This window comes from Leuconostoc inhae, assembly GCF_019656015.1.
In the GTDB taxonomy this organism is placed as follows: domain Bacteria; phylum Bacillota; class Bacilli; order Lactobacillales; family Lactobacillaceae; genus Leuconostoc; species Leuconostoc inhae_A.
Genome location: NZ_BPKW01000001.1, coordinates 91,541 through 108,936 on the forward strand (window position 1 = coordinate 91,541; position 17,396 = coordinate 108,936).

Below are 17,396 nucleotides of genomic sequence, written 5' to 3' on the forward strand. Positions count from 1 at the left end.
ATTTATTAAACGTTACATAAGGAGAACGGAAAATCATGAAAAAATTGACAAATGAAGCGATGTTGATCACATACGCTGATTCACTTGGAAAAAACTTGAAAGAATTGAATCAAGTACTATCTAATGAACTTAATGGTGTTGTAGGTGGTGTGCACGTCTTACCATTTTTCCCATCAACAGGGGATCGCGGTTTTGCGCCTGAACAGTATGAGACAGTTGATCCTCAATTTGGTGATTGGTCAGATGTTGATAAATTAGCAGACAAATATTACTTGATGTTTGACTTTATGTTGAATCATATTTCACCACAATCAAAGTATTTTCAAGACTTTTTAGAAAAGAAAGAAGCATCAGAATATTATGATATGTTCTTGAAGTATTCTGATTTCTGGCCTGAAAATCGCCCAACAGATGCTGATATTGACATGATTTACAAGCGTAAGGATAAGGCACCGTTTGCGCCTGTAACGTTTGCTGATGGCACAACTGATCAAGTTTGGAACACATTTGGTGACCAACAAATGGATTTGGATGTTACTAAAGAAGTAACAAAAAAGTTTATTAAAGACTCATTGGTTAATTTGTCACATCATGGTGCGTCAGTTATCCGTTTGGATGCCTTTGCTTATGCAATTAAGAAGTTAGATACAAATGACTTTTTCGTTGAACCAGAAATTTGGGCAATTATAGATGAGGTCCGTGAAATATTAGCAGCAGAAGGTTCAGAAGTATTACCTGAAATTCACGAACATTACAAGATTGTACGTAAGATTACTGATCATGACATGTATTCATATGACTTTGCATTGCCTTTGATTACATTGTATTCATTGTACTCAGGTAAGACAGAACGTATTGCGGATTGGTTGCGTCAAAGTCCAATGAAGCAATTTACAACATTGGATACACATGATGGTATTGGTGTTGTTGATGCTAAAGACTTGTTGACACAAGAAGAAACTGACTTCACAACTGAAGAAATGTATAAAGTTGGCGCAAATGTGAAAAAGATTTTCTCATCAGCCGCATATAATAACTTGGATATTTATCAAATCAATACAACGTACTATTCAGCATTGGGTAATAATGATGCTGCTTACTTATTGGCACGTGCAGCACAAATATTTGCACCTGGTATTCCACAAATTTATTACGTTGGCCTACTTGCTGGTGAAAATGATATTGCACTTTTGGAAAGCTCAAAAGAAGGTCGTAACATTAACCGTCATTATTATGACTTGGCTGAAATTGCTGAAACAACAAAGCGCCCAGTTGTTTCAAACTTGTTTGACTTATTGCGCTTCCGTAATACAAGTGCAGCTTTTGACTTAGATGGTTCAATTGATGTAGTAAATGATGGCGAAAATGAATTGACAGTATCACGTACATCTGCAGATGGTAAAACAACCGCTGTTTTGGATGCTAACTTTGCAACAAAGAGCTTTACTGTAACTGAAAACGGTAAAGAAATATTTACAACAAAGTAATTATGTCAGTTAAAGCGCCTAGGCGCTTTTTTTATTATCACAAAAGTAGTCAACTATGAAAGCCATATTAATGTCATTTAGTAATGTTTAGCTAATGGCATTATGAGGACTTGCTAAAATGAAAAAACATAGTTCATTTAACTACTCGAAAATAATAAAATTTTGTTATAATGAGTTAAGAATATATAGGAGAAAATCATGAGCTATCAAGAAAATTTAGCACAATGGCAGAACGTTGAGCTACCTGATTATTTGGCCAAGGACTTGGCAGGATACACGCCTGAACAACAAGAAGACGCGTTTTATCAAAATCTGAGTTTTGGCACAGCTGGCATGCGCGGCATTTTAGGCGCTGGTACAAATCGCATGAATATTTTCACTGTGCGCCAAGTAACAGAAGCATTGGCACGTTATATTGATGCTCAAGGGGAAACAGCTAAAAGCAGAGGGGTTGCAATTAGTTTTGATTCAAGACATTTTTCACCTGAATTTGCCTCGGATGCAGCACGCGTTTTATCTGCTCATAATATCAAGTCATATTTATTTAGCAGCTTACGGCCAACACCAGAATTATCATTTGCAGTGCGTGAACTTGGCACATTTGCAGGTATTATGATTACTGCTTCTCATAATCCTAAAGAATATAATGGTTATAAGGTTTACGGAGAAGATGGCGGACAAATGGTACCAGAAGCTGTTGATGCCGTGGTCAGTGAATTGGATAAAATTACCGATATATTTAACATTGTATTGGATACAACTGACAAACAGGTACAAGTCATTGACTCAGAAATTGATGATAAATATTTGAAACAAATAGCAACTATTACGGTCGATAGTGATTTGGTCGCTAAAGAAGGGGATTCACTGAAATTTGTATATACGCCGTTGCATGGCACAGGTCAGTATATAGGCGAAAAAGCTTTACAACAAGCAGGCTTTACGAACTATTCAATTGTTAAGGAACAAGCAGTTATTGATGGTGATTTCCCAACTGTAAAAAAACCAAATCCAGAAGATGCTGCTGCATTAGAGATGGCAATTGCTTATGCTAAACGAGATGGTGCTGATGCTGTGGTGGCCACTGATCCAGACGCTGATCGTATGGGTGCTGCTGTTAAGTTAGCAGATGGCACTTTCCAAGTTTTGACAGGCAATCAAATTGCTGCTGTTTTAGTTAATTACTTGTTAACGGCTAAGAAAAATACTAATACGTTACCTGAAAATGGTGCCATTGTCACATCTATTGTGTCATCGCGTTTTGCTTCAAAAGTTGCCAAAAGTTTTGGTGTCATCACTGCAGATGTCCTAACAGGATTTAAATATATTGCAGCTACAATTGATCAATATGAAGCAACTAAAGAACAGACCTTCTTGTTTGGATTTGAAGAAAGTTTTGGTTATTTGGTTAAGCCATTTTCACATGATAAAGACGCCATTCAAGCGCTTGTCCTATTTGCTGAAGTAGCGGCGTATTATAAGTCACAGGGTAAAACATTTGCTGATGGGTTAGAGGAATTGTTTGAGAAGTTTGGCTACTTTGAAGAAAAAACCATTAGTCTTGATTTTCCAGGAATTCATGGTAATGATGAAATGAGTGCTATTATCTCACAGTTCCGTGATAAGCAACCTGAGACAATTGGTGGCTTAAAAGTTATGCGCGCACAAGATTTTTCTAAATCAACGGAAACAGCGATTAATGGTGCAATAACGCCATTACCACAACCAAAAGCAAATGTATTAAAGTATTGGCTTGAAGATGGTTCATGGGTAGCTATTCGCCCTTCAGGAACTGAACCTAAGTTAAAGTTTTATATTGGGGTTGAATCAGATTCACAAGCAACGTCTCAGGCTAAAATTGACGTTATAACAAAAGATTTGATGTCTTACACGAAATAATATTAGACAATTGACACATCTTTTGATACAATTAAAAAAGGCTTAGAAGCCAAATTAACGGTAATCCGCTGTGCGTTTAGCCTAAGGGCAAGTGTATGATTATCGACTAGGAGAATTACCAATGCGTCAAAATAGTATTTTAGAAAACATTACATCAGTACAATTACGTTCTGATATTCCTGATTTCCGCGCTGGTGACACTGTTAAAGTGTTCGCTAAAATTGTTGAAGGCTCACGCGAGCGTATTCAATTATTTGAAGGTGTTGTTATCAAGCGTAAGGGTGCTGGTATTCAAGCAACATACACTGTTCGTAAAATCTCGTCAGGTGTTGGTGTAGAACGTACATTTGCTTTGCATTCACCACGTGTTGAAAAGATTGAAGTAATCCGCTTTGGTGCAGTACGTCGTGCCAAGTTGTATTACTTACGTGCATTACAAGGTAAAGCAGCTCGTATCAAGGAACGTCGTCGCGACGTATAACTTGTTTAAAACATCCAATAGGATGTTTTTTTTGAATGTGATAGGTAGTGGTTTTAAAAACATAAAGGGTATCATTAATTTTATGACGTAATATTTATGTAATGAAAGAGCAAAGCGTATGATATGTAAACAGAGCGATGAGGGTATATAATTAAAACATACTCGAATAATATTTGAGTTTCATTACTCCCCTAGTAATGTTTCAATCAGCCCCCCAATTACTGATTGATTTAATTGATAACTTCGGTTATCGTGCCCCTGGCCATCCCCTCTTCGGTCAGGGGTTTTTTTATGTTTTCAATTATTTTTTACTTGAGGGCAAATATACTTTAGTGGTTCAGTAGTTAATGATACGAACAAAAGTTCGTTATGCTAAAATAATTGTATGGTAGAATTCATGATTACAAATGATACACGCAAAATTTTGCACGTTGATCTTGATGCATTTTATGCACAAATTGAAATGCGAGATAACCCAAAACTGAGACATAAAGTATTAATTATAGCTCGTAATCCGGAAGAAACAGGTGGCCGAGGGGTTGTAGCAACAGCGAATTATGCTGCAAGAAAATTAGGTGTTCATTCAGCTATGAGTGCCTCTGATGCAAAAAAATTGGCACCCAATGCTGTTTTTTTATCGCCTAACTTCACTAAATATCGCGCTGTCTCTGATCAAATTCATAATGTTTTTAATGCGTTTACAAAAAAGGTCGAGCCAGTAGCATTAGATGAGGCCTATCTTGATGTGAGTGATTCAAATTTATCAGGTACAGTATTGGCAGCGCGCATTAGACACGAAATTTTAAGAGTGACTGGTCTTACGAGTTCTATTGGTATTTCGCATAATAAATTGTTAGCTAAGCTGGGATCTGAATATAATAAACCAAATGGTGTCACGGTGATCACACCTCAAAATATGCTAACGTTTCTTGATGCATTGGCAATTGGTGATTTTCGTGGCGTTGGTAAAAAAACACATGAAAAATTTAAACAGTTACATATTGAAAATGGATCAGATTTAAGAAAAATGTCCTATGATGACTTACGATCTCAATTTGGCAAAATGGGGGAGCACCTATATTATCAAGCCCGAGGTGTTCATTTTGGTGAAGTACAATGGCAACGACAACGGCAGTCAATTGCTAAAGAAGAAACGTATGATCATTTTTTGCAGAATGAACGTGATATACAATATGAATTTAAAAAATTAGCGACTGCCATGATTAGTGCACTAAAAGCACATCATCGTGTTGGCAGGACACTTAATATTAAAGTGCGTGACGATGATTTTAATACAATGACGCGCGCAATCACACGAGAGTCGGCATGGCCCTTGTCGGAAGAATTACTAGCTGAAAATGCGCAATATATTTTTGAGGATTTAATGGCGCCGCCTTTTTCAGTGCGATTACTGGGCATGTCAATGAGTAATTTGCAATCTAGCAATTTTGAAGAAATGACATTATTTTAAACGTGATATACTAGATAAAGGCGTGCTAATTGTAAATACAGATATGCAAAAATAGAAAGATAAGATTATGGCAACGATTGAAGAACAAATACTGCAACAAATTAAAAGATATGACACAATTATTATCCACCGTCATCAACGACCAGATCCTGATGCGTTTGGCTCACAGCTTGGTTTGAAAGTAATATTACAAGCGAGTTTTCCTGAAAAGCACATTTATGCTGTAGGGAAAGCAGTTCCAGGGTTATCATGGATGAACGAAGACGACACATTTATGGACACTATTCCTGATAAAACCTATAAAAATGCCTTGATCATTATGGTGGATACTGCCAATGCACCACGTATAGACGATCAACGTTGGTCTAATGGTTTAGAAACAATTAAAATTGATCATCATCCAAATGACGAACCTTATGGTGACTGGCAATGGGTCAAACCGGGACATTCAGCAACGAGTACCATGATCTATGAGTTTTATGAGGCCCTTAGAGATCAAGGGCTAGTCATGACGGATAAAGCAGCACGTTTACTTTATATTGGTATCGTAGGCGACACTGGGCGATTTATGTATGGCATGGACAAAGAAACTTTCCGTGTGGTTTCAGAACTATTTAATTATAATTTTAATTATGAAGCAGTGCATCATAATATGGAAACAATTACTGAAAATGCCGCTAAGTTATCTGGATATGTACTACAAAATATTAATATTTTGCCTTCTGGATTTGCTTTTGTTGTGCTAACCAAAGAACTAGTTAAACAGTTTGACGTCAGAGAATCTGGTACGGCGTTTGTTGTGCCACTACCTTCAAAAATTGATAAAGTCAAAGCTTGGGCTATTTTTGAGGAGCAAGATGAAGGTAATTATCGTGTACGTTTGCGATCAAGAACGATTGTTATTAATAAAATTGCAAACCAATTTGAAGGTGGCGGACACCCGATGGCATCTGGTGCTTGGGCGCAAACAAAACAAGACGTTGAACGACTAATAAAAACGGTTGATGCCGCATTAATTAAAAAATATGGTGTCGAAAAAGTAGCTCAGGAAACAACTGAGAAAATTGAAAGTAGAGAAAATTGATGGCAGAAACAGCAAACCAATTTGGACAATTTAATTTAAAGCCAGAACTCATTGTAGCTTTAACAAAAATTGGGTTTACAAAACCAACACCGGTTCAAGCCAAGCTTATTCCTAGTATTTTGCAAGGAAACGATGTTGTTGGTCAGTCTCAGACAGGTTCTGGAAAAACACATACATTTCTAATACCAATATTGAATCAATTAGTGCAAAACGAACAATATGTGCAGGCTGTGATTACAACACCATCACGTGAACTAGCTGCACAAATTACTAAGGCGGCTAAAGATTTCGCAGATAATTGGCAACAAGATGTGACTATTTCAGAGTTTGTCGGTGGTACTGACAAAATGAGACAAATCAAACAACTTGAAAAAGGACAACCTCAAATTGTTATTGGTACACCAGGTCGCATTAAAGACTTGGTGTCTACAGGAGCCCTAAAGTTGCATGCTGTGCATACATTGGTTGTTGATGAAGCAGATATGACGCTTGACATGGGGTTCTTGAGTGAAGTAGACTTTATCGCTGGCGCGATGCCGGATAAGTTACAGACTTTGGTATTCAGCGCAACTATGCCAGAAAAACTAAAACCATTTTTAAAAAAGTATTTGGATAATCCAAAATTTGAAGCTATTCCTGTATCAACAGTTATTGCCGATACGATTGATAACTGGTTACTAGCGACAAAATCTAAAAATAGAAATGATGTTATTTATCAAGTATTATCAATTGGCAATCCTTATTTGGCTTTGGTATTTGCTAATACAAAAGAGCGTGCAAAAGAAATTGCTTCAAATTTGCGTGGTCGTGGCTTAAAAGTGGCTGAAATACATGGCGATATAGAACCACGTGAGCGTCGTCGTGTGATGAAAGCAATCCAAAATTTGGAATTTCAATATGTTGTCGCAACTGATTTGGCGGCTCGTGGCATTGATATTGAAGGCGTATCTCATGTTATTAATGATGACATACCAGATGAATTAGAATTTTTTGTTCATCGTGTTGGACGAACTGGTCGTAATGGATTACCAGGTCTAGCGATTACTTTATACGGCCCAGATGAAGAGCAAGAAGTTGCTGAATTAGAAGCGCTTGGCATTAACTTTAAAGCTAAGCAAATTAAAGATGGTGAGATAGTCGATGTTAAAGATCGTCGAGCACGTAAACAGCGTGTTGCAACGACTAAAAAATTAGATCCAACAATGGTTGGTATGGTTAAAAAGAAGAAAAAAATTGTTAAACCAGGCTATAAGCGCCGAATTAAGTCAGCAATTCAACGTAAAGATCAAATGGATCGTCGTATTTCAAAGCGAGAAGAAATGCGTGCAACCCGTAAAGAGAATAAAAAACGTGGTGATAGGTAACAAAAAAATAAGACGACTCAGTTGAGTCGTCTTATTTTTTAATGGGCATCACGACGTGATAATGGCGCGATGATGTTTGTTTGAATTAATTTCATAACTTCGGGGTTGTCTGGTAAATTAGAGTGCTGCGCATTGTCACCGGTAACAGTAATTTGGGTGTATGATTTAACCTTTTTTTGATAAATATATTTGCCAGCGGTGACACTTTGAATTGGAACAATGCCATCATCAGTGTAGTCTTCAGTGCCGGCAATTGAATACATTTCTAAGTTACTTGGTAATTTGTTGCTGGACTGTATAAAATCTTTTAACATTTCTGTACGGCGTTGTAGAGAAGTTTCAGAAAAGTTAAAGGGTGTACCCAACGTCATCAGTGTTGGTATTGAAAAGACATCACTATCAAAGTATTTTTCAAAAAAATTTGTCCAAATCAAGCCACCGTTTGAATGGCCAACAGCAGAAAATGTTCGGAAGTGATAACGGTCTTGCAAAGCATAAAGGGCACTTGTTAACCATTCTGTTTGTTTTTTAATATTGCTATAACCGTCTTCATTATTTTGAAAGCCAATAACAATAAATGGTTGGCGATCATTAGCATTAATTTTACCACTATATAGTAACTCGCCGTTTTGATTAACTTTGACTTTTAAAATGCTGTGAGCGGGCCCACTAGCATTGATAGTAGATAACAAATTATCAAAACGGTTAACAGTAGCACTAGATCCAGGAACAAAGATAACAGGCGTCATACGTGAATTTTGAATTTTGGATTGATGGGTACTGGTTTGTGAAACCCAATGCTGGCCATAAATGCCTAAAACGACCATTAATATTAAACTTAAAGTTAAAATTATTCTATTTTTCATGAGTAACCTCTGTCATAAAGCGTTGTATAAATGGCCGATAAATTAGCAAAGATAGGCTAAAAATGAGGATGGCAAGTATCGTTGATCGAATGGGTGTCGCACTTGCAAGGGTAGGCAGTAAAATATTTGGTAAATTATTAGGTGTAATAAAAATTGCTGGTTGCACAATATGTCCTGCTATAGCGACATAGCTAATTAGCATACTGGTGATGTTAACAAGTATCATAGGAGCTAATATAAGAGGTCTGAAAAATAGGGGTAAACCAGCATAGAGTAGGTAGTTATTATCAAACAAGCTGGGGATCCATGACAAAATGCCAAGACGTCTATAATTTTTTGATGCTACAAATAATAATAACACGTTAAGTGCTAAGGTATTACCAACACCACCAAATAAAGAAAACGCACCATAAATACTATATAAATTTTCAGGAAAAGGGAGGGCTGATGAACCGTGAGTCAAAAATTTATCTAAATTTGATACCATAGCATTAAACGACGTCTGATTGCTAGTAAGCTCAGGCGGCAGTGAAAATCCAAAGATAAATAGCAATGGCGATAAAATGGCAATCAGTAACAGGCCCAAAAAAGTCGTAAAAAAATTTTGAGCTAATAGATTTGATATTATGCTTGTTAGGCGTGAAAGATGCAATCCAAAATGTAGTAATAGACTGGCAGCAATAATTGTGATAGACCATAATAAATATCTCAAACTAAACGGGGAGGCAGCAATTTTGAGATGATTATAATACCAATAATATGAGTGGGAACTTAATAAGATAAGGAATGTAATCAATAAATAATGGCTAGCGTTATTTGCCAGCACTTGACCTTTTACAAACAGTAACGCGTAAATAGCAATAAAATTAGTGACAATAGGCAGTGTCGTATTTTTAATTCCTTTTTGAGTTAAATAGTGGTATGTTAAGCCGATGATAAAAATCATAGTGACCGCGATGTCAAGATTTTGTATGATAAATCTTAAACGATCAGTAATGCTATCTGGTGTGATTGGATAATTATTAAAAATGTTTACGAACAACGCATCAGGAGAAATAGCTAATTTTAAAAAAAGTCGACAATAAATGTCGATTGCTAAAATTGGCACAGATTGTTGCATAGCAGCTGATATGGCCTGAAAGGCAGGCCGATGAATTAAGGCATGATCCAATTTTTGAGCGGTATTGACTACATGATTAAGCATGATGCCTCCATATTTTTTGAAAATATTGATGTTATAATGATAAGACTATACATAAAAAATGTTTGTGTTATAATGATGGTTATGAATGTTTTTATAGTGTTGCGATAAAGCACTATGTTGATTATACATTAAATCACAGATACGGGGGTAACGTGAAATGATTAAACAATTTTTTCAACGGCCGATTGTCAATTTTATTAGTCGGACGTTATTTTATTTCATCATTATTTTAGCGCTGATATACCTTTACAGCTATTCAGGCGTGGGCGAAGGTCACTTTATTTACAACGAATTCTAAATTAGGGAAATTAATATGATTATTAAAAATATCATGGCAGCGATTGATACAATTGCACAAACGCAAGGAAATACAATTGCTTATGATGAATTGGGAAATACACACACATACGAACAGCTTAAGAATTATTCGAATAGCTTAGCAGCATTTATAGAGAACCTGCATATTACTGATAAAGCACCAATTATGGTTTATGGGGGGCAGCAATTTGACATGATTGCCAGTTTCTTGGCTAGTGTCAAAGCGGGCCATGCTTATATACCAGTTGATGTCAATTCAGCTGATGAGCGGTTGACAGACATTATCGAAATTGGGCAGCCTGCGTTAATCATTGCTGTTGATGATTTACCAATAGCAGTTACGGGTGTACCAGTCATTAGTAAGACGCAATTGAGCGATGTATTTAATACGAGCATTGAATTTGAGATGACACAGCCTGTTATTGGGGATGAAAATTTTTATATCATTTTTACATCAGGCACAACTGGTAAACCAAAAGGTGTACAAATTTCACATGATAATCTTGTGAGTTTTGCAAGTTGGATGTTAGGTGAAACCTTTAATTGGCAATCTGGTAGCAACGTATTATCACAGCCACCATACTCATTTGATCTATCAGTAATGGATTGGGTGCCAACATTGTTATCAAGAGGTACTTTGAAGGCTTTACCAAAAGTAGCAGCTGATGATTTTAAAACATTGTTTAAAACTTTGCCAAATCTTCAATTGAATAAATGGGTATCAACACCATCATTCGCTGATGTTGCCTTGCTGGATCCAGAATTTACACAAAAAAATCATCCAAATCTTGATGGCTTCTTCTTCTGTGGTGAAGTGCTGACATCAACAACGGCACAAAAATTATTGGATCGTTTTCCAGAGGCAAAAATTTATAATACTTATGGGCCAACTGAAGCAACTGTTGCGGTTACTGGCTTAGAAATTACAAAAGATATTATTGCAAATCATGATAAAATGCCAATCGGTTACGTTAAATCTGATACGCAAATTATGATTCAAGATAACGATGGAGTTGCATTATCTGAAGATGAAACAGGTGAAATTGTTATTGTTGGGCCATCAGTATCAAAGGGTTATTTAAATAATCCTGAGAAAACGGCAGCAGCATTTACCGTTATTGATGGCCAGCAAGGTTATAAAACAGGTGATTTAGCAACGCGTGATGCGAATGGGTTACTACACTACAAAGGGCGTGGAGATTTTCAAATTAAATTACATGGCTTCCGTATTGAGCTAGAAGAAGTGGCCCAACAATTACAACAGAGCCAATGGGTAGAACAAGCAGTTGCTGTACCCAGATATGACGCTGATGGTAAAGTGAAGCAACTATTAGCCATTATTGTAGCTAAAAATAATAATTTTGAGAAACCTATTTTGCTAACCAACGCGATTAAATTAGAACTTGAAAATATTATGATGCCATACATGGTTCCTAGTCGTTTTATGTATCGTGAAGCATTACCATTGACACCAAATGGTAAAATTGATCTCAAGGGACTGATTTCTGAGGTGAACGGTAATGCTTAATATACAACCATATGCTGACCCAAAGTATTTTATTATGTTATTATTAGCATTGTTACCATTAGCGATTGGTTTATATTTTGGCAAGCGATTGAATTGGTATGAAGTTGTTGTATCAGTGATTTTCATCTTTTTAATGTTTGATGGCCATAAATATCATGAAGGTTTTGCCTTAATTGGTTATATCATTTGGCAGTGGCTCTTAGTATGGGCGTATACACTGTATCGTAAGAAAAGCAATCAAGGACTAATTTTTTATGGGGCGGTTGCATTAGCTATCCTACCATTGGTTTTGGTAAAAATAGCGCCGGCAGCGCATTGGACACATGTGACATCATTACTTGGATTTCTTGGTATCTCATATTTAACTTTTCGTTCGGTAGCTATGATTATGGAAACACGTGATGGGTCTATTAAAGATTTTAATCCGTGGTTATTCTTGCGTTTTATGCTCTTTATGCCTACAATATCATCAGGACCAATTGATCGCTATCGTCGTTTTATCAAGGATATCGAAACTGTACCAGATCGTGCAAAATATATCAGTATGCTTGAAAAAGCAGTATGGTATTTCTTTCTCGGATTTCTGTACAAATTTGTCTTGTCATATATTTTAGGTACTTTACTCTTACCGCAAATTGCAAGTGCGGCAATGTTATCGGCATCTACGCATCATGGTTGGACATGGTGGTTAATTCCGTACATGTATACTTATGGCTTAGATTTGTTCTTTGACTTTGCTGGTTACTCATTGTTTGCTGTTGCAACAAGTTATGTGATGGGTATTGAGTTACCAATGAACTTTAACAAACCATTCCTATCAAAAAACTTGAAAGACTTTTGGAACCGCTGGCATATGTCCTTGTCGTTTTGGTTCCGAGACTACATTTTCATGCGACTAGTATTTTTAATCATGAAAAAGAAGTGGTTCAAAAGTCGTGTGACAGTTTCAAATATAGCTTACATTTTTAATATGCTGATTATGGGATTTTGGCACGGCTTGCATTGGTATTATATTGCATACGGCTTGTTCCAAGGTGTTGGTATGGTTGTTAATGATGCATGGCTTAGATATAAAAAGAAACATAACTTACCACATAACAAATTTACAGAGGCGCTTGCCATTGTGATAACATTCCATGTGGTGATGGTTAGCTTCTTGTTGTTTAGTGGATTTTTGGACAAATTATGGTTTAAATAATAGCAATTAAAAGAAAGAGGAAATAACAATGGCAGTAAAAGAAGACGTAATCGACATTTTGAACACAATTATTGGTGAAGATATCACTGATCAAATGGATGATGATTTTTTTGATAGTGGTTTGCTTGATTCAATGGCAACAGTTGAATTATTACTCGACTTGGAAAGCAAGTTTGATATTCAAGCACCAGTATCAGAATTTAATCGTGATGAATGGAACACACCTAATAAAGTGGTTGCCAAAGTTGAATCTTTGATTGGGTAGTCACCATGAAAAAACGGGGGTTGTGGTGGATTTTTGGGCCGGTAGTGGTCGCTTTTGTATTGATTTTTGCATTATTTTTAACGCCTTTTTCTTTAAATCATGTGACACATAAAAATATACGTCATGCATCGGTTTCTTTTTCCAAGAACACCTTTAAGGGAGAGGCTATAAAAACAGCGGCGTTTAGTGATCAATCTAAACGTTATGTGCCTTTTTTTGGCTCAAGTGAGCTATTACGGTTAGATACTATGCACCCGTCAATGTTGGCTGCAAAGTATCATCGAAACTACCAACCGTTCTTATTAGGACAGGCAGGCACTGAATCATTGACGCACTATTTGGGCATGCAAGAAATGACGCCTGCATTGCACAAAAAACAAGCGGTTTTTATTATTTCACAGCAATGGTTTACTAAAAAGGACACGAAATTATTCTTTCCTGAATTTTATTCACCTTTACAAACAGTAGACTGGTTACGTAATATTAATCATATTACGCCAACTGATCGTTTCATTGCAGGCCGTTTGTTGGCACAAAAACAAGTTAAAGATAATAATTTTTATGCAAAAATGATTACTAAAATTAGTGATAATGAGCCGTTATCAAAAACGGACATCAATTTATTAGGCTTGAGTCATCGTATACTGTTACGTGAAGATCAACTATTTTCAAGTTTTTCGCGATCTAACAATTGGTCTAAACGTGTTGAGCCGGCATTAAAAGTATTGCCTAAGCAAGATAGTTCATCAGCATTATTGCGCCAAGCAACAAAGATTGGTGAAAGAGAAACAACAAACAACGACTTTCAGATTAAAAACTCATTTTACAAGTATCGTGTTAAAATGCAGTTAAAGCAATTGGCTGATTCACAGAAAACATTTGATTACCGTCAGTCAGATGAATATGCTGATTTTCAGGCAGTCCTCTCAGAATTTGCAAAACAGCATACAGATGTATTGTTTATTATTCAACCAGTTAATCAACGTTGGGCGAACTATACAGGATTAAACCAAGATATGTACTATCAAAGTGTCGACAAAATTAAGAAACAACTGACGGCACAAGGGTTTAATAATATTGCTGATTTCTCACATGAAGGTAATAGGAATTACTTTATGCAAGATACTATTCATATGGGATGGAATGGTTGGGTAGCTGCAGATAGGCATATTAATCCATTCTTAACAGATGGTTATAAGCCAACAAACTATCATATTAACAATAATTATTTATCACACGATTGGCAAAATTTGATGCCAACAGCTGATAATTTGAAACAATTCAAATAAAAACCGTCAATGTATGGTGTGTTAGAAAACCCAATTAGGATTTTCTAACACACCATACACGACGGTTTTTTTTGTTTATGAAAATGGCGATTGAGATTCTGTATCCGTTGATGTCGGAAAATTAAAAGGATCAATTGCATCATCACCAGACATAGCACTCAAGCTAGTTGGTTCTTCTTTTGGCAACTCAATATCATCAAATTTAAAGGCCAGCAATGAATCTGTGATAGATTGCTCGTGTGAAATATCACCATCATCCCGTACATTAATGATTTTGGCATGTTCCATGTTTTCATGTGTTTGTCTTAAAAATGATTCGCGTGCAGCAACACGTTGTCGGATGTCAGATACATCAACTGTTTCATTTAAGTCAGTCACGACTTCGAAGGTGATACCCTCATTTTTTTTCATGAGTTTAAATGTTGCTTCGGCTATGGCGCCAGTTTGCGTTTCAAGTTGTTGTGCCAAAAAACCAGCTTCTAGACTGAAATCAGCAGACTTATCAAGGCCTAAACGCTGTTTGACCAAATCACCAGTCAAGTACCAACGTTGATTTTTACTGTCTTGAGAGGCGATTTCTATAGTGCCAAAACCGGCGTTATCAAAAAACGTTACCACAGAAGAAAGGGCATCGGTTGGAAATTGGCGCGCTATTTCTTTGCCAGCCCAATATAAAATATGGGGATAATCTTCTTGTAATAGGTTTTTTAAAAGGCCATCACGTAGAAGCGTTAAGGCAAAGCTATTAACTTGAAAATTGGTTTGTAAAATTTTGTCGTAATCATTGCTATTCATAAGTTTATATAAACCTTTCAGACCTTTATTATACCAAACTTTTGGTCTAGAAAACTTGCATTCTTAAATTTTCCGTTCATAATTATAAATATGAATAAAAATAATCCAATCGGGATGGTTGATTCTGGTGTTGGTGGCTTAACAGTCATTAAAGAAGCCCAGAAGCAACTACCTAACGAACAATTTATCTTTATTGGCGATACAGCACGTATGCCTTATGGGCCACGGACGACAGATGAGGTGATTGCTTATACACTGCAAATGGCACATTATCTGGTGACAGACAAGCACATTAAAATGCTTGTCATTGCTTGTAATACAGCAACAGCACGTGCATTAACTGTACTGCAAGAAAAATTAACGATTCCGGTCATTGGTGTCATACAACCAGGTGCGCAAGCTGCACAATTGGCAACCAAAAATAAAACAGTTGGCATCATTGCAACTGAGGGCACTGTTAATTCTAAAGCCTACGAATCGCAAATACATCAATATGACACTGAAACAGTGGTTTTGTCACAAAGTGAGCCTGATTTTGTACAATTAGTTGAAGCAAATAAGTATCAAGATCAAGCCACGCGAGACCTTGTCAAGAATCATTTAGCACCGTTTAAAGCAGCTGGCATTGATACATTAATACTAGGTTGCACGCATTTTCCATTACTTGAATCCTTTATTCAAGAGGCGGTTGGTCCAGAAGTGACTTTGATTGATTCCGGTCGTGAAACTGTTTATGCCGTGCAACAAGAATTGAATAGGTTAAACTTAAATAGTGACATAAAACATAATCATAATGAGGACGTTTATTACACGACGAGTGACAATGATAATCAAACGTTTAAAATTATTGCAACAAACTGGCTAACGCGCACCCATGAGCTTGATGTTCGTCATTTAAAAATTGTAGGCAATGGTATATTGCAGCATTTAGAGGAAATTAGTATGCCTAGACTTATTGTGGCTAGTAACAACCAACATAAAATAACCGAAATAAAAGCTATTTTGAATGATAATGGTATCGACCTCAAAGTAATACCGCTACGTGATTTGGGGGACAATGTACCTGAAATTATTGAAGATGGGACAACATTTGAAGAAAATGCAACAAAAAAAGTGATGACAATTGCTCAAATTGCGCCAAATGACTACATCTTAGCAGATGACTCTGGCTTATCGATTGATGCCTTAGATGGGCAACCAGGTGTGTATTCTGCACGATATGCAGGGGATCACGATGATCAGGCGAATAATAATAAAGTTTTAAAAAGCCTTAAAGGTGTCACATCGCGTGAGGCACAGTTCAATAGTGTCCTTGTGTTGATTGGTCCAAATAAACCTAAGTTAGTAGCAACGGGTACAGTACATGGCTTCATAACAGATCAACCGCATGGTGATAACGGTTTTGGCTATGATCCACTTTTCTTAGTCCCTCAGTTTGATAAAACATTTGCCCAATTAACCGCAAATGAAAAAAATCAGGTTAGCCATCGTGGCTTGGCCTTACAGGAATTGAGTAAACACCTACCAGAATGGCTGAAAGGAATATAAGTGATATCATATGTCAAAATTTTTAATTGTTTCAGATAGTCATGGCGATAGAGCAATATTGTCTAATATTATTAACAAATGGCAATCACAAGTTGATGGTATTTTTTTTAATGGTGATTCAGAATTAGCCGCAGAAGATGCAGTTTTTGATGGTGTTTCAACTGTTATTGGTAATATGGACTATGATGATGATTTTGTTGAAGCACGCGCGACAACGATTGATAATGTGACTTTTTTTCAAACGCATGGACATCTATATCATGTGACAACGTTTAATGGCTGGGCTAATTTAGAATTATTGGATAAAGCAGCGCGTGAGAGTCATGCTCAGGTTGTTTTATTTGGGCACACACATATTGATGGCGCACTGGCCTATAATGGCAAGTTATTTATTAATCCAGGATCAACGAGTTTACCAAAAGGACCACGCGCAGCAATTGGCGGGACGTATGCTGTGTTAGTCGTTGAGCCAGATAGGTTTATTGTCCATTTTTATAATCGTGCACACCTATTGCTAGATAATCTCACAGTAGAAATGACACGTTAATTTTGTCGTGCAGTCTTTAATATAAATACCCAACAAACATGGTAAAATGATA

At 36.6% G+C, this 17,396-nt stretch carries 16 protein-coding genes; 13 read left to right on the forward strand and 3 right to left on the reverse strand.

What is annotated here, in order from left to right; translation table 11 throughout:
• Positions 1-35 precede the first annotated feature (35 nt).
• The 6 genes from gtfA to K5Q14_RS00480 all read left to right on the forward strand — a co-directional run bounded on the left by gtfA (position 36) and on the right by K5Q14_RS00480 (position 7,786).
• Complete coding sequence (gene gtfA, locus K5Q14_RS00455) at positions 36-1,487, forward strand: sucrose phosphorylase (RefSeq protein ID WP_220733870.1); 1,452 nt, start codon at positions 36-38, stop codon at positions 1,485-1,487.
• 198 nt (positions 1,488-1,685) lie between these two features.
• Positions 1,686-3,386, forward strand: coding sequence for a phospho-sugar mutase (locus K5Q14_RS00460; protein WP_220733871.1), 1,701 nt, complete (start codon positions 1,686-1,688; stop codon positions 3,384-3,386).
• A gap of 121 nt (positions 3,387-3,507) precedes the next feature.
• Complete coding sequence (rplS, locus tag K5Q14_RS00465) at positions 3,508-3,867, forward strand: 50S ribosomal protein L19 (protein ID WP_010016907.1); 360 nt, start codon at positions 3,508-3,510, stop codon at positions 3,865-3,867.
• A 385-nt stretch (positions 3,868-4,252) separates the two neighbouring features.
• Positions 4,253-5,338 carry a DNA polymerase IV gene (dinB, locus tag K5Q14_RS00470; RefSeq protein WP_220733872.1) on the forward strand — a complete coding sequence of 362 codons (1,086 nt, stop codon included), beginning with the start codon at positions 4,253-4,255 and terminating at the stop codon, positions 5,336-5,338.
• A gap of 67 nt (positions 5,339-5,405) precedes the next feature.
• A complete protein-coding gene (locus tag K5Q14_RS00475; protein ID WP_220733873.1) occupies positions 5,406-6,422 on the forward strand; it encodes a DHH family phosphoesterase in 1,017 nt (338 codons plus the stop codon).
• Positions 6,422-7,786 (forward strand): DEAD/DEAH box helicase, encoded by a 1,365-nt coding sequence (locus K5Q14_RS00480; RefSeq protein WP_220733874.1) that lies wholly within the window; start codon positions 6,422-6,424, stop codon positions 7,784-7,786. The genes K5Q14_RS00475 and K5Q14_RS00480 overlap by 1 nt, the downstream gene beginning before the upstream one ends.
• A 38-nt stretch (positions 7,787-7,824) precedes the next feature.
• Here K5Q14_RS00480 and K5Q14_RS00485 read toward each other — a convergent pair whose 3' ends face one another.
• Both K5Q14_RS00485 and K5Q14_RS00490 read right to left on the reverse strand, forming a co-directional pair.
• Complete coding sequence (locus tag K5Q14_RS00485) at positions 7,825-8,652, reverse strand: alpha/beta hydrolase (RefSeq protein WP_220733875.1); 828 nt, start codon at positions 8,650-8,652, stop codon at positions 7,825-7,827.
• The gene (locus K5Q14_RS00490; protein WP_220733876.1) at positions 8,642-9,856 is read right to left on the reverse strand and encodes a PTS sugar transporter subunit IIC; all 1,215 of its coding nucleotides are present in this window, start codon (positions 9,854-9,856) and stop codon (positions 8,642-8,644) included. Before K5Q14_RS00490 ends, K5Q14_RS00485 begins: the two co-directional genes overlap by 11 nt.
• Positions 9,857-10,013: 157 nt before the next feature.
• On the opposite strand from K5Q14_RS00490, the gene K5Q14_RS00495 reads away from it, so the two are divergent.
• From K5Q14_RS00495 to dltD, 5 genes are read left to right on the forward strand one after another with little or no spacing between them, the layout of a single operon-like run.
• Positions 10,014-10,154 carry a teichoic acid D-Ala incorporation-associated protein DltX gene (locus tag K5Q14_RS00495; protein WP_220733877.1) on the forward strand — a complete coding sequence of 47 codons (141 nt, stop codon included), beginning with the start codon at positions 10,014-10,016 and terminating at the stop codon, positions 10,152-10,154.
• 15 nt (positions 10,155-10,169) lie between these two features.
• The gene (gene dltA, locus K5Q14_RS00500) at positions 10,170-11,702 is read left to right on the forward strand and encodes a D-alanine--poly(phosphoribitol) ligase subunit DltA (protein ID WP_220733878.1); all 1,533 of its coding nucleotides are present in this window, start codon (positions 10,170-10,172) and stop codon (positions 11,700-11,702) included.
• On the forward strand, positions 11,695-12,900 hold the full coding sequence (dltB, locus tag K5Q14_RS00505; protein ID WP_220733879.1) for a D-alanyl-lipoteichoic acid biosynthesis protein DltB: 1,206 nt from the start codon (positions 11,695-11,697) through the stop codon (positions 12,898-12,900). The genes dltA and dltB overlap by 8 nt, the downstream gene beginning before the upstream one ends.
• A gap of 28 nt (positions 12,901-12,928) precedes the next feature.
• Positions 12,929-13,165 (forward strand): D-alanine--poly(phosphoribitol) ligase subunit DltC, encoded by a 237-nt coding sequence (gene dltC / locus K5Q14_RS00510; protein WP_220733880.1) that lies wholly within the window; start codon positions 12,929-12,931, stop codon positions 13,163-13,165.
• A gap of 5 nt (positions 13,166-13,170) precedes the next feature.
• Positions 13,171-14,454, forward strand: coding sequence for a D-alanyl-lipoteichoic acid biosynthesis protein DltD (gene dltD, locus K5Q14_RS00515; RefSeq protein ID WP_220733881.1), 1,284 nt, complete (start codon positions 13,171-13,173; stop codon positions 14,452-14,454).
• A 75-nt stretch (positions 14,455-14,529) separates the two neighbouring features.
• Here the strand turns inward: dltD and K5Q14_RS00520 are convergent, their stop codons facing one another.
• Entirely contained in the window at positions 14,530-15,249 is a 720-nt protein-coding gene (locus K5Q14_RS00520) for a YslB family protein (protein ID WP_220733882.1), read from the reverse strand.
• A gap of 90 nt (positions 15,250-15,339) precedes the next feature.
• Here K5Q14_RS00520 and murI point away from each other — a divergent pair, with 90 nt between their 5' ends.
• Together murI and K5Q14_RS00530 are read left to right on the forward strand one after the other, a co-directional pair.
• Complete coding sequence (murI, locus tag K5Q14_RS00525) at positions 15,340-16,797, forward strand: glutamate racemase (protein WP_220733883.1); 1,458 nt, start codon at positions 15,340-15,342, stop codon at positions 16,795-16,797.
• Between the two features lie 10 nt (positions 16,798-16,807).
• Positions 16,808-17,344, forward strand: coding sequence for a YfcE family phosphodiesterase (locus K5Q14_RS00530; protein ID WP_220733884.1), 537 nt, complete (start codon positions 16,808-16,810; stop codon positions 17,342-17,344).
• Positions 17,345-17,396: the final 52 nt, after the last annotated feature.

What these genes read in the sequence shown, in the direction of transcription:
- K5Q14_RS00490 (WP_220733876.1), bottom strand. Translation starts at nt 9,856, where the DNA reads ATGCTTAATCATGTAGTCAATACCGCTCAAAAATTGGATCATGCCTTA.
- K5Q14_RS00480 (WP_220733874.1), top strand. Translation starts at nt 6,422, where the DNA reads ATGGCAGAAACAGCAAACCAATTTGGACAATTTAATTTAAAGCCAGAA.
- K5Q14_RS00495 (WP_220733877.1), top strand. Translation starts at nt 10,014, where the DNA reads ATGATTAAACAATTTTTTCAACGGCCGATTGTCAATTTTATTAGTCGG.
- dltA (WP_220733878.1), top strand. Translation starts at nt 10,170, where the DNA reads ATGATTATTAAAAATATCATGGCAGCGATTGATACAATTGCACAAACG.
- K5Q14_RS00460 (WP_220733871.1), top strand. Translation starts at nt 1,686, where the DNA reads ATGAGCTATCAAGAAAATTTAGCACAATGGCAGAACGTTGAGCTACCT.
- murI (WP_220733883.1), top strand. Translation starts at nt 15,340, where the DNA reads ATGAATAAAAATAATCCAATCGGGATGGTTGATTCTGGTGTTGGTGGC.
- gtfA (WP_220733870.1), top strand. Translation starts at nt 36, where the DNA reads ATGAAAAAATTGACAAATGAAGCGATGTTGATCACATACGCTGATTCA.
- dltC (WP_220733880.1), top strand. Translation starts at nt 12,929, where the DNA reads ATGGCAGTAAAAGAAGACGTAATCGACATTTTGAACACAATTATTGGT.
- K5Q14_RS00530 (WP_220733884.1), top strand. Translation starts at nt 16,808, where the DNA reads ATGTCAAAATTTTTAATTGTTTCAGATAGTCATGGCGATAGAGCAATA.
- K5Q14_RS00475 (WP_220733873.1), top strand. Translation starts at nt 5,406, where the DNA reads ATGGCAACGATTGAAGAACAAATACTGCAACAAATTAAAAGATATGAC.
- dinB (WP_220733872.1), top strand. Translation starts at nt 4,253, where the DNA reads ATGGTAGAATTCATGATTACAAATGATACACGCAAAATTTTGCACGTT.
- K5Q14_RS00520 (WP_220733882.1), bottom strand. Translation starts at nt 15,249, where the DNA reads ATGAATAGCAATGATTACGACAAAATTTTACAAACCAATTTTCAAGTT.
- rplS (WP_010016907.1), top strand. Translation starts at nt 3,508, where the DNA reads ATGCGTCAAAATAGTATTTTAGAAAACATTACATCAGTACAATTACGT.
- dltB (WP_220733879.1), top strand. Translation starts at nt 11,695, where the DNA reads ATGCTTAATATACAACCATATGCTGACCCAAAGTATTTTATTATGTTA.
- K5Q14_RS00485 (WP_220733875.1), bottom strand. Translation starts at nt 8,652, where the DNA reads ATGAAAAATAGAATAATTTTAACTTTAAGTTTAATATTAATGGTCGTT.
- dltD (WP_220733881.1), top strand. Translation starts at nt 13,171, where the DNA reads ATGAAAAAACGGGGGTTGTGGTGGATTTTTGGGCCGGTAGTGGTCGCT.